Source organism: Streptomyces sp. HUAS YS2, from assembly GCF_033343995.1.
In the GTDB taxonomy this organism is placed as follows: Bacteria; Actinomycetota; Actinomycetes; order Streptomycetales; family Streptomycetaceae; genus Streptomyces; species Streptomyces solicathayae.
The window spans coordinates 1,119,889-1,132,199 of sequence record NZ_CP137573.1; the positions used below are offsets into that span (position 1 = coordinate 1,119,889).

Annotated in this window: 9 protein-coding genes; 4 read left to right on the forward strand and 5 right to left on the reverse strand. The window is 72.8% G+C overall.

Annotated elements, in window-relative coordinates; genetic code table 11:
• Positions 1–103 precede the first annotated feature (103 nt).
• The 3 genes from gmd (at position 104) to R2D22_RS05245 (ending at position 4,762) form a co-directional block, all read left to right on the forward strand.
• Positions 104–1,117 (forward strand): GDP-mannose 4,6-dehydratase, encoded by a 1,014-nt coding sequence (gene gmd / locus R2D22_RS05235; RefSeq protein WP_318101559.1) that lies wholly within the window; start codon positions 104–106, stop codon positions 1,115–1,117.
• Between the two features lie 155 nt (positions 1,118–1,272).
• Positions 1,273–3,990 carry a LamG-like jellyroll fold domain-containing protein gene (locus R2D22_RS05240; protein ID WP_318101560.1) on the forward strand — a complete coding sequence of 906 codons (2,718 nt, stop codon included), beginning with the start codon at positions 1,273–1,275 and terminating at the stop codon, positions 3,988–3,990.
• A gap of 91 nt (positions 3,991–4,081) precedes the next feature.
• Positions 4,082–4,762, forward strand: a complete 681-nt coding sequence (locus R2D22_RS05245; protein ID WP_318101561.1) for a hypothetical protein — start codon at positions 4,082–4,084, stop codon at positions 4,760–4,762.
• Here R2D22_RS05245 and R2D22_RS05250 read toward each other — a convergent pair.
• Positions 4,741–5,871, reverse strand: a complete 1,131-nt coding sequence (locus R2D22_RS05250) for a glycosyltransferase (protein ID WP_318109572.1) — start codon at positions 5,869–5,871, stop codon at positions 4,741–4,743. The two genes, R2D22_RS05245 and R2D22_RS05250, sit on opposite strands and share 22 nt — an antisense overlap.
• Positions 5,872–5,885: 14 nt before the next feature.
• A complete protein-coding gene (locus R2D22_RS05255) occupies positions 5,886–6,422 on the reverse strand; it encodes a WcaF family extracellular polysaccharide biosynthesis acetyltransferase (RefSeq protein WP_318101562.1) in 537 nt (178 codons plus the stop codon).
• A 257-nt stretch (positions 6,423–6,679) separates the two neighbouring features.
• Here R2D22_RS05255 and R2D22_RS05260 point away from each other — a divergent pair, with 257 nt between their 5' ends.
• The gene (locus R2D22_RS05260) at positions 6,680–8,131 is read left to right on the forward strand and encodes a hypothetical protein (RefSeq protein ID WP_318109574.1); all 1,452 of its coding nucleotides are present in this window, start codon (positions 6,680–6,682) and stop codon (positions 8,129–8,131) included.
• Here R2D22_RS05260 and R2D22_RS05265 read toward each other — a convergent pair.
• Genes R2D22_RS05265 through R2D22_RS05275 form a run of 3 tightly spaced genes read right to left on the reverse strand, consistent with a single transcriptional unit; the run spans position 8,104 to position 12,304 of the window.
• A complete protein-coding gene (locus tag R2D22_RS05265; RefSeq protein WP_318101564.1) occupies positions 8,104–9,351 on the reverse strand; it encodes an MATE family efflux transporter in 1,248 nt (415 codons plus the stop codon). The two genes, R2D22_RS05260 and R2D22_RS05265, sit on opposite strands and share 28 nt — an antisense overlap.
• A complete protein-coding gene (locus tag R2D22_RS05270) occupies positions 9,348–11,105 on the reverse strand; it encodes a lipopolysaccharide biosynthesis protein (protein WP_318101565.1) in 1,758 nt (585 codons plus the stop codon). The genes R2D22_RS05265 and R2D22_RS05270 overlap by 4 nt, the downstream gene beginning before the upstream one ends.
• A complete protein-coding gene (locus R2D22_RS05275) occupies positions 11,102–12,304 on the reverse strand; it encodes a glycosyltransferase family 4 protein (RefSeq protein WP_318109575.1) in 1,203 nt (400 codons plus the stop codon). The genes R2D22_RS05270 and R2D22_RS05275 overlap by 4 nt, the downstream gene beginning before the upstream one ends.
• Positions 12,305–12,311 lie beyond the last annotated feature (7 nt).

Genomic DNA, 12,311 nt, shown 5'->3' on the forward strand with positions numbered 1-12,311 from the left:
GGGTGACCGCAGCACACCAGATCCGGATTTTCTCCCCGGGTCACCACATAACCGCAGGATACGGACCGGCTGGGGGCCGGTCCGTTCGGGAGGGGCACCACGCATGAGCAAGACCGCACTCATCACCGGCGTCACCGGGCAGGACGGCTCGTATCTGGCCGAACTGCTGCTGTCCAAGGGCTACACGGTGCACGGCCTCGTCCGCCGTTCGTCCAGCTTCAACACGGAACGGATCGACCACGTCTACCAGGACCCGCAGCAGGCGAACCGCTCGTTCGTGCTGCATCACGCGGACCTGTCGGACGGGGTGGCGCTGGTGAACCTGCTGCGGGACATCCGCCCCGACGAGGTGTACAACCTCGGCGCGCAGTCCCATGTACGGGTCTCGTTCGACGCGCCGCTGTACACCGGCGACGTGACCGGCCTCGGGGCGCTGCGGCTCCTGGAGGCGATCCGGGCGAGCGGCGTCGACACCCGCATCTACCAGGCGTCGTCCTCCGAGATGTTCGGCGCCACTCCCCCGCCGCAGAACGAGCAGACCCCGTTCCACCCGCGCAGCCCGTACGGCGCCGCCAAGGTCTTCGCCTACTGGACGACCGTCAACTACCGTGAGGCCTACGGGATGTTCGCGGTGAACGGTGTCCTGTTCAACCACGAGTCGCCGCGCCGCGGCGAGACCTTCGTGACCCGCAAGATCACCCGGGCGGTGGCCCGGATCAAGGCGGGCCTGCAGGACAGGCTGTACCTGGGCAATCTGGACGCGGTACGGGACTGGGGGTACGCCCCCGAGTACGTGGACGCGATGTGGCGGATGCTCCAGCAGGACGAGGCCACCGACTACGTGGTGGCGACCGGAGTCGCCGCGACGGTGCGGCAGTTCGTCGAGACGGCCTTCGCGCACGCCGGCCTGGACTGGGCCGAGTACGTCCGCTACGACCCCAAGTACGAGCGTCCGAGCGAGGTCGACGCGCTGATCGGCGACGCGTCCAAGGCCCGCGAACTGCTCGGCTGGAAGCCCACCGTGCAGGTGGAGGAGCTGGCCCGGATCATGGTCGACGCCGACGTCCGCCAGGTCGAGGACCAGCTCGCCGGCGTCACCGTCCGCATCGACCGCTGAGCCGGAATTTCCGCTTCCGGACATCGACCGCGCACAGTACGGATATGGTCAAGTGGCCGTATCCAGTTGTCATTTCGTCGTACAGTGCGCATTCACCACATGGCACGTGGACCACTTCACGCCACATTGACTGGGCTAAAACGCCTGGGGGGAACATGCGTAGATCCTGGGGGCTTTCCGCTGCCCTCGTCCTGACCGTCGCGGCCGGAGCCGGGGGCTCCCTCGCCCCGACGGCCGCGGCCCTGACGCCGCCGGTGGCCTTCACCGCGGACGATCTGCCGACCTGGCAGACCAACGGCATCGTCTGGGCGCTGGCCGAGGCGAACGACACCGTCTTCGTCGGCGGCACCTTCTCCGAGGTCCGGCCGCCCGAGGGCGGCACCGGCACTCCGCGGAGCGCCGTCAACTTCGCCGCCTTGAACGCGGCGACGGGTGCTCCGACCGACTGCACCCTCTCCTTCACCATCGGCACCGGCACCGCGACCGTGCGGACCCTGGTCGTCTCGCCCGACAAGAAGACGCTGTACGCGGGTGGCTACTTCGGCGCCGTCAACGGCACCCCGGTCAGCAGCGTCGCCGCCATCGACATCGCCACCTGCACCCCGAAGGCGGCCTTCACGCCGTCCTTCCCGGCGACCGTCCGCGCGCTCGCCGTCACCGACACGACGATCTACGCGGCCGGCGACTTCGGCACCGTCGAGGGCCAGACCCGCGAGCGGTTCGCGGCGGTCGACACCTCCGGCGCGCTGCTGCCGTTCACCGCGAACGCGGACGAGCCCGGCCGCGCGATCGAGGTCACCCCTGACGGGCAGAAGGTCCTCCTCGGCGGCGACTTCTTCTCCGTCAACGGCGCGAACTCGCACGCGCTGGCCGTGGTGAACGCCACCACCGGCGCCGTGACCAAGGCGTACCCGAGCGGCTGGATCCCCAGCAACTCCGTCGTCAAGGACATCGACACGGACGCGACCGGGTTCTACACCGGCAACGAGGGCACCGGCGGCGGCGTCTTCGACGGCCGGATCGCGCTCAACCTGAGCGACTTCGAGCAGCGCTGGCGCGACACCTGCCTCGGCGCCACCCAGGCGGTGGAGTCGTACCAGGGCGTGCTGTACAGCGCCTCGCACGCCCACGACTGCTCCAGCATCGGCGAGTTCCCGGACGGGCGCCGCCACCACCTGCTGGCCCAGCCGACCACGTCCACCGGCAAGCTCGGCTGGATGCCGGACACCAACGACGGCCTGGGCGAGGGCATCGGCCCCCGCGCCTTCGCCATCTCGGGCACCGGCACCACCAAGTACCTGTGGGTCGGCGGCGAGTTCACGACCACCAACGGCTCCCCGGCCCAGGGCCTGACCCGCTTCGCATCCGGCCCCGACACCGGCGCCCCGACCGTCCCGGTCGCGAACGCCGCGGCGGTGACCCCGGACGCGGTGCACGTCCGCTGGCGCTCCAGCCTGGACCTGGACGACAGCAAGCTGACGTACAAGGTCTACCGCAACGGCGCGGCCACCCCGATCAAGACCGTCACCGGCGACTCGCTGGAGTGGTCGCGTCCCCAGGTCTCCTTCAAGGACACCAATGTGACGCCGGGTCAGACCTACAGCTACCGCGTCACCGCGAGTGACGCGGACGGAAACACCAGCGCGCTCTCCGCGACCGCCACGGTGACCGTGCCGACCTCGGCCGAGCCGTACGCCTCCCGGGTGATCGCCGACGGCGCGAACCTGTACTGGCGCTTCGACGAGTCCACCACGCCGTACGCGGCGGACTCCAGCACCGACAACAGCGGTCTGTACATCAACGCCCCGGCGCTGCGCCAGACCCCGGCCGCCGTGACCGGCCCGTCCACCGCGGTCGGTCTCAACGGCACCGACGAGCAGGTCTACAGCGACAAGCGGCAGGACGTGACCGGCGCCTTCACCGTCGAGACGTGGTTCAAGACGACCACGACCCGCGGCGGCAAGCTGATCGGCTTCGGCAACAACACGACCCGCAACAGCGGCAACTACGACAAGCACCTGTACATGACCAACACCGGCAACCTGGTGTTCGGCGTGTACAACGGCGGGACCAGGACCCTCAGCACGCTCGGCTCGTACAACAACGGCGCCTGGCACCACGTGGTCGGCACCCAGGGCCCCGGCGGCATGACGCTGTACGTGGACGGCCAGAAGATCTCCTCCAACACCGTCACCGGCAACCAGCAGTACTCGGGCTACTGGCACGTCGGCGCGGACAACCTGTCCGGCTGGCCGCTCCGTCCGACGAGCAACTTCTTCGCCGGGCAGATCGACGAGGCCGCGGTCTACCCGTCGGCGCTCACCGCCGCCCAGGTGGCGCAGCACTACAGCCTGGCCAAGGCGCCGGCCGACACGGTCAGCACCGTGACCGCGACGGACGACACCTACGCCAACGCCGGCGCGCCGTCCACCAACTACGCCGGCTCCAGCTCGCTCGCGGTGCGCGGCACCTCCGCGTACGAGACGTACCTGCGCTTCACGCTGCCGTCGGCCCCGGCCGGCACGGTACTGAAGAGCGCCCGGCTCGCGGTGAAGACCACCACGATGACCGGCGCGGGCTCGGCCGACAGCCAGTCGGTCGTCCCGGTGACGGGCGCGTGGACCGACACGACGCTGACGTACAACAACCGCCCCGCGCTCGGTTCCGGAACGCTGGGCACGCTGACCGGCGCGACGGACGGCTCCGCCGTCTACTCGGCCTCGCTGGACACCGCGGCGCTCTCCGCGGCGCTCGGCGGCTCGTACAGCGTGGCGCTGACCAGCACCGGCACCGACCCGCTGTGGATCTGGTCGTCCGAGGCCGCGGCCGCGGAGGGCACCCCGCAGCTGGTGCTGACCTTCGGCGCCCCGTAACCCCGGCGTCGTAACCGAACGACCGACCTGACAAGGATGCGGGGCCCGGCGCCTGCCGGGCCCCGCATCCACGTACTACGGGAGTCACCCCATGCGTCGTCCACTCCACCGCCGACCGGCGGTCGCCGCGGCCCTGCTGGCCGCGCTCCTGACGGTGTCCGCCTGCTCCTCCGACGGCGACCGGCCGGCCGCCGGCCCGCGGGCGTCGAGCGGCCCGGCCGTGCCGGACCGGCAGATCGAGACCGAGCCCACCGGCCCGGTCGGATCCCCTTCCGCGCTGCCCAAGGACCAGGTGCTTCCGGACGCGAAGATCACGCCGGCCACCGGCTCGTTCACGCAGAAGCAGAAGGCGTACCTGAGCGGGCGGGTGCCGAAGGCCATGGACCCCGCGGCGGTGCTCCAGACCGGCGAGGAGTCCTGCCAGCGGATCGCCCGCACCGCCAAGCGCGACAAGGACGCTGCGATCGGGGCCGTCATCGCCGGCGAGATCCCGGACGCGAAGGCCGCCGTCGAGCACCTGTGCCCGGAGCAGAAGCCGCTGCTGGCCAAGGCCGAGACGGGCTTCCCGGCCGGCACGGTCCAGCAGCCGAAGCCGGGCAGGTACCGGGCCCTCACCACCGACCCGTCGTGCACGTGGCGGGCCCTGGGCAGCAACGGCAAGGTCCTCGGCTCGGGCCCGTCGACCGGCGCCGACGGGCCCGTGAAGGCCACGATCCCGTCGGGCACCCGCGAGTTCGTCTCGACGAGCTGCTACGCCTGGCTGCCGGTGTAGCGCGCGGCCGTCCCGTACACGTCGAGGAGCGTGTCGAGGACGGCGTCCATCGAGAACGCCTCCGTGGCCAGCTTCCGGGCCGCCACGGAGGCGCTGTCGTTCCCGGCCGGGTCGAGCAGGTCGAGAACGGCCGGGGCGAGCCCGGCGGCGTCCTCGACCACACGGCCGGCGCCCGCCTCGGAGATGTCCCGGGCGAGGCCGTTCGACGTGGTGACCACCGCGGGGGTGCCCACCGAGAGGGACTCCAGGACCGACATCGGGAACGGCTCGTCCACCGACGGCAGCACGTACACGTGCGCCCTGCGCAGCTCCTCCAGCATCCGCTCCGCGGACAGCGGTCCGGGTCGCGTCACCCGTTCCGTCAGGCCCAGTTCGGCGATCAGCGCGTCGACCGCCGCCCGCTCCCCCTCGTCGGGACCGGCGAGCACGAACTCGGCGTCCGGGTGGCGGTGCAGGATCTCCGGCACGGCGGCGACGAAGTCCCGCGGCCGCTTGCGGGCCTGGAGCCGGGCCGCGTACAGGATCCGCGGTGGTCCGGCCGGCGCCGGCCGCGGGTCCTGCGCGGGGACGCCGTTGACCAGCCGTACGGACTGCTCCAGGATGCCGCCCACCACCGCGTCGAGGCCCTTGCGCTCGTGCCCGGTCAGGTACAGCACGGCCGAGGAGCGGCGCAGCACGCGACGTACGGCGACGGCGTCCAGGACCTTTGCGAGCAGCCGGTCACTGGGGTCGACCATGCCGTGGGTCTGCAGGACCAGCGGCTTGCCGGCCCGCAGCGCGGCCAGCGCGACCGGCAGGGTCACCAGGTCGCGGGCGAGGTGGACGTGGACCACGTCGGCGTCCCGGACGAGGCCGGTCGCCCCGGCCAGCAGCGCGGGCGAGGTGATGCCGCTGAATCCGAGGGGCAGGATCGAACGGGCCTGGTAGAGGCGGGCGGGCACGCCCTCGACCTCGGTGGGCAGCGGGCCGTCGAAGCCGTCGCCGAGGGCGACGAGCCGGGCCGTGTGGCCGCGCGCGGCGAGCCCTCGGCAGAGGTTGAGGGCCACCCGGACCGGTCCGCCGAAGGCGTGCGTCGGGCTGTGCAGGGTGACGGCGTGCAGGACGCGCAGCGGTCTCGGGGCGCTCATGCGGGCACCGGGATCGGGCGGCGGCCGTCGGCCGTGTGCAGGGTCAGCTCCGGCAGGTCGCGGTGGAGCGTGGTGCCGGCCGCGACGACGGCGTGCCGGCCGACGGTCACACCGGCGAGGACCGTGGCGCGGGCCGCGATCCAGGCGCCGTCCTCGACGGTGATCGGCGCATTGCGGTAGCGGAAGTCGGCGGCCCGGTGGTCGTGGCTGCCGGTGCACAGCAGCGCCTCCTGCGAGACGCAGACGTGTGCGCCGAGCGTCACCGGCTCCAGGTTGAGCAGCCAGGCGCCCTCGCCGATCCAGGTGTGGTCGCCGACGGTCAGTTTCCACGGCCACAGCACCCGGACCCGGTGGCGTATCAGGACGCCCTCGCCGATCGTCGCGCCGAACGCCCGCAGCAGCGCCACGCGCACCCGGGCCGGGCAGAACCACGCCATGAACAGCGTGTTCATCACCGCGAACCACAGCGCCTGGACCAGCTTGGAGCGGCCTTTTTCGTAGCCGGCCAAGGTGAAGGCCGGGAGATTCCGCATGAGTTCACCCCCATCGGCGCCTCCCCTGGCGCCGAGGCGTTCAGACTAACGGTTGACGCAGGGTGACCGGGGGGTCGTCGGTAGACTGCGCCGGGGTGACTTCTCCGGGGGCGGGAAGGCACGGGAGTTCAGGGGGCGGCATGGCGACGGACGTGCGCGGTACGGCCGGATCCGGAGCGGCCGGCGGCGGATCCGGTGCGGCCGGCGGCGGGTCCCGTGCGGCCGGCGGCGGGTCCCGTGCGGCCGGTGGCGGGACGATGCCTCCGATGCTGCTCGCGCCGCCCGTGAGGCCGCGCACACTGCTCTCCCGCGCCCTGTCGATCCCCCTGGTCCTCGGCCTGACGGTGTTCCTGCCGCTGCTGGTGGCGGTGCAGCCGGGCGCGGGCGTCCACGACGCGGCGTACTACGTGCAGATCGCGCTGACGATGTACGCCGGCGCACGGCTGTCGGCGATGATCCTGACCAGCCGGCGCAAGCTGCTCCAGGGCTCGTTCTGGCTGTTCGTGTACATGGCGATGGGCGTGGCGCCACTGGCGCAGGCCGTGCTCGGCCGGGTGCCGACGCCGGTGGTCGGTCCGCGTTCCGATCTGACGGAGGCGGTGGCGCTGGTCCTCGTCGGCTGCGCCGCCTTCGACCTCGGCTCGCTGCTCGCGCGCGGCCGGCCGGGCGGCTCGGCCCGCGAGGAGGAGCGGCCCGCGCTGGTGCACCGGCGCCGGCTCCATCTGCTGGTGCTGCTCGCCTTCGCGTGCAGCGGCCTGTTCATCGTGAAGCTGGGCGGCCCGGCGGTGTTCTTCTCCAGCCGGCAGGAGATCATCGCCGGGATCGAGGAGGCGGGCGTCTCGCAGGCCGACTCGCAGGCCGGGCAGGCGTTCCTGCGCGGGTTCGGCACCGTACCTGCGCTGTTCGCGCTCCTGGTGTACGCGCGGTGGCTGGTCACCTCGCGGCGGGCCCGCCGCCGACCGACCGTGATCGCGGTGTTCCTGGCGCTGGTGGCGCTGAACTGCGTGGTCAACAACCCGATCTCGAACCCGCGTTACTGGTTCCTCACGGTGATGTTCGCGCTGTTGTTCACGGTCTTCCCGGTCAGTGCGGCGATGTACCGGTCGGCGCTCAGCCTCGGCGTGGTGATGGCGCTGATCGTGTTCCCGTTCTCGGACCGCTTCCGGTACGACGAGAAGAACTACAAACCGGTGGAGACCACGTCGGTCCTGGAGCCGCTGGCCATGAAGGACTACGACCAGATCGGCATGTTCGCCAACACCATCACGTTCGTGGAGTCCGGGGCGCGCCACCGGTACGGACGCCAGCTGGCCGGCTCGGTGCTGTTCGCGGTGCCCCGCTCGGTGTGGCCGGGCAAGCCGCGGGACACCGGGGTGATGGTCGGGCAGTGGATGGGGGCGGTGAACACCAACCTGTCCTCGCCCATCTGGGCCGAGCTGTGGATCGACTTCGGCGCGGTCGGGATGGCGGCCGGCATGACGGCCATGGGGTACGCGGCGGCCCGGGTCGACGGGCGCTTCGCCCGGCGCGGCACCCGCAGGGCCCCGCCGGGCAGCCTGATCTCCCTCGTGGTGCCGCTGATCGCGGGCTACTCGTTCATCCTGCTGCGCGGGCCGCTGCTGCAGGCCTCGGGCCGGGTCGCTATCGCGCTGATCTGCGTCGCCCTGGTGACCACCTGGCGTCAGGACAAGGGCGCGCTGCTGCGTTGATCCTTCGCGGCGCCCGGGTCCGGATCCTGCTCGGGGCGGGTCCGCGCGACCCGGGTCCAGGCGGCGATCGCCTTGAACGCGGAGCCGGCCGCGAGGCCCCAGGCCGCGCCGAGCACGCCGCCGAGGACGTAGCCGCCGAGCATGAGGGCGACGGACAGCAGCGAGAAGACCACCTGGACGGAGAGCGTGGCCCGCGGGCTCAGCACCCGCAGGGTGACCAGGGCGCAGGTGCCGAGCGCCATCACCGCGTACTGCGCCCCGGTCGCCGGGAACAGTCCGGAGGCCGACTCCCACGTGGCGCCCAGGAGTTCGCGGCCGTACCGGTCGGGGAGGGCGATCAGTACGGCGGCCCAGCCGAGGGCGACGCAGGAGAGCACGCCGCCGAGCGCGGCGGCGGCCCGTACCGTGCCGCGGCGGGAACCGGCCCGGCCGAGCAGCGGCGGGCCGAAGGTGTTGACCGAGTTGAACAGCACGTTGAGCGGGCCGAAGACGGTGGTGGCGCCGCGGAGCGCGCCGACGGCGAGCGGGGCGGCGAACAGGCCGAGGCCGAGGACGGCAAGTTGGCTGGAGCCGTTGCCGACCGCGTACTCGACGACGAACCGGCGGCCCAGGTGGTCGCGGCGCAGCAGGCGTCGGAGGTCTGCGCGGTACCCGCCGACGTACGGCCGGAGCAGCAGCAGTCCGAGGAGCGCGGCGGGCAGCGCGGACAGTCCCCAGACGAGCACCAGCCGGGCCGCGGACGACGGTTGGGGTTGCGCGAGCAGGGCGGGCAGTACGCAGCCGAGCCGCACGAGGTCGGCGACGAGCGCCCGGTCCGGGCGGCGCAGCGCGGAGAACGCGTACCGCAGCCCGTCCTGGAGCAGGGTGATCGGCAGGACGGCGCCGAGCGCGAGGAACGCGCGCCCGGTGTCACCACCGGCGAGCGCGCCGCCGCCGGCGAGGAGCAGCCCGGCGACGAGGGAGGCGACGGCGGTGAAGGCGACCGACGAGCGCGCGGCGGCCCCCACCGCGGCGTCGCCGCCGCGTACCAGCACGACCGTCTGGCCGACGTGGGCCATGTTCAGACCGAGCAGCACGCCGAATGTGATCTGGACGAGGGAGAAGTCGGCGAAGTCCGCCGCCGAGCTGGCCCTCGCCGCGATCAGGACCACCGCGATGTTGGTGACGCTGGACGCGGCCTGGTCGAGGACGGAGGCCGCGACCGTGACCGACCGTCTCAACGGTCGCCCGCGCGGAGGTCCTCGGGGCGTACCGAGCGCAGTGCCACGGTGTCGGAGTTCTCGCCGCCCCAGACGCGCGGGTCGGGTTCGGGTTCGTACTCCTCCTCCTGCCCGGCGGGCTGTTGCCGGGGCGGCTTGGCCCGGCCGCCACCGCGCCGGCTCTGCGGGGCGTCGGACCGGGCGGAGGAACGGGCCGCGGCCTTGGCGGCGGCCTTCGCGGCCCGGCGGGTGGGCGGGGTGAACATGACGGCGCCGAGCACCGTGCCGCCCGCACCGCCTATCAGTTCGCGGATGCGCTGGAGGTCGACGCGGTGGACGCTGCGCGGGTCGCAGACGATGAGGACGCCGTCGACCCGGTCGACGAGCGCCAGCGCGTCGGCGTAGGCGAGCACGGGCGGGGCGAGGACGACGACGGTGGAGTTCGGCGAGTCGGCCTCGGCGATCAGCCGGCTCACCCGGGGCGAGGTCAGCGCCCGGGCGACGTTGCGGACGCGCTCGCCGGGCACCAGGCCGAAGGACCCTGACTCGCCCGCGTCGACGGACAGTTGGCGGCGGCCCGGCCAGCCGCTCTCGTCGGGCTCGGCGGCCGAGGACCAGCGGGGCGCGCCGCTGGCGTTGGCGCGCAGTCGGCCGGCGAGGGTCGGGGTGCGCAGGTCGGCCTCGACGAGCAGGACGTCCTTGCCGGTCTCGGCGAAGGAGGCGGCCAGGTTGGTGGCGACGGCCGCGGCGGGCTCGCTGCTGCCGCGCGGGGCGACGACGAGGAGCCGGCGGCGGTCGGCGAACCGCTGGTCGTAGGCGAGCCTGAAGGCGACGGAGCGGAACTCCTCGCCGACCTTGGCGTCGGTGTGGTCGCCGGCCAGCAGGGTCTCGGTGGCGCCGCGCGGCAGCGTGCCGAGGACGGGGGCGCGTACGGCGCGGGCGACGTCGCCCGCGGAGCGCGGCGCGGGGTCGAAGACGAGCCGCACCCAGGCGGCGAGGAGACCGAGGGCGACGCCGACGAGCGCGCCGAGGCCCAGGCTCATGGCCAGGCTGGGGCCGTCGGAGTAGCCGGGTGCGGTGGCGGTGCGGATGACCGTACCGGCGGACATGTCGAGCGACTTGAGCCCGCTGACGCGGCCTTCGAGCTCGATCATCCGGTTGGCCAGGTTGGTCTTGATGCCGTACTCGGCGTCGCGAGCAGCGCCGGCGGGCATCCGGTCGACCTTCTTCTCCTGCTTGTCGTGCCGGAGCGAGGCCTCGTCGAGCTCGTTCTTCAGGCCCTGGAGCATCTTGGCCCGGATGGCGGTCCACTGCTTCTCGCGCAGTTCGAGGTACGCCTGGGTCATCGCGTTGGCGCGGTCGGCGGCGGCCTGGGGCGTGTCGGCGGTGTAGCTGAACTGGAGGACCTGGCTCTGCGGCGGGTTGGTGACCTGGAGGTCCCTCTGCAGTCGGCCGATGGTGCCGGTCCAGTGGAGCTTCTTCGCGGCCCCCTCGGCGACGCTGCTGCTCAGCGCGGTCTGCCGCTCCGAGCCGACGTTGAGCGTCTTGTCCTGCGAAATGCTGGGATTGAAGGGGTCGTTGACCGGGGCACGCAGCACGACCTGGCTGGTGGCGACGTACGTGTCGGCGTTGCTCAGACCGAACCAGACGCCCCCGAGCAGCCCGATGCCGATGCCGGTCCCTATGACCGCCCGATAGCGCAGCAGCTGCTTGAACTGGTCCCGCAACAGCTCCGGTTCGTCGTCCTCCACCGCCGCTCCGTGCAAGTTGCTCACGTGCTCGGCACCCCCATGGCCTCGTCGATCAGTGCGTCGATCCGGGCCAGTCCGGCCGCCCGGGTCAGATGGGCCTCGACGTGGCGGGGCCCCTGGGCGCCGAGCGTGTCGGCGGCGACCGGATCCTGCCCGAGTCTACGGATCTCGGCCAGCAGCGCGTCGGGGTCCTCGGGCTTCACCAGGACGCCCGCGCCTGAGCGCAGCACCTCGTGGGCGGTGCCGCCTTCGGCGGCGACGGAGGCGACGACGGGCCGGCCGGCGGCGAAGTACGAGGTGAGCTTGGAGGGGACGCTCATGTCGAGCACGGAGGCGCGCTGGGTGACGGCCAGGACGTCGGCGGCGGCGAGCACGTCGGGGAAGTCGTCGTCGCCGACGGGCTCGAGGAAGTCCAGGTTCGGTATGCCCGCGCCGAGTTCTTCGAGGTGGGCGCGCTGGTTGCCGTCGCCGAGCAGCACGAACCGGGTCTCGGGGTCGCGGCGGGCGGCCTCGACGAGGACCTCCAGGCCCTGCTTGAGCCCCATGTTCCCGGAGTGCAGGACGACCGTCTCCTCGCCCCAGCCGAGCCAGGCGCGGGTCTTCTCGCGCGGCGTCGAAGGGCTGCTCACGTGCGACCAGTTGGGCACGAGCCGGATCCGGGAGCGGTCGACGCCCATGGCGGCGACCTTGTCGACGAAGGTCTGGTGGATGACGCCGACGAGGGTGGCCCGGCGGAGCGCGTACGCCTCGGCCTTCGCGGCCAGGTCGGCGGCGCGGTCGCCGCCCTGTATCCCGCTCTGCGCGGCCGCGGCGCCCATCAGGTCCTGGACGACGGGCACGTACGGGACCCGCCAGCGCGCGGCGAGCCGGGCGCCGATGATGCCGCCGGCGAGGCTGGGCATCTGGGCGAGTATCGCGTGCGGGCGGGCCATCGCGGGCGGGGCGACGAGGCCGTGGGCGAGCACGCTCGCCTCGAACGCGGCCCGCTTCAGGGCGGTCTGGCGCGGCGGGACCGTGTGCCGGCGCCGGTGCACGACGACACCGGCCCGCTGCTCGGTGCGCCGCCAGACCCCGGTGTACGCGGGGTCGAGCGACCAGGAGGGGTAGTGCGGCATGCCGGCGAGCACGTGGGTCTCGTGGCCGCGTTCCGCCCAGTGCTCGGCGATCTGGGTGGCGTACGGGCCGATGCCGGCGTGCTCCGGCGCGTAGTTGGTGGACACCATCAGCAGG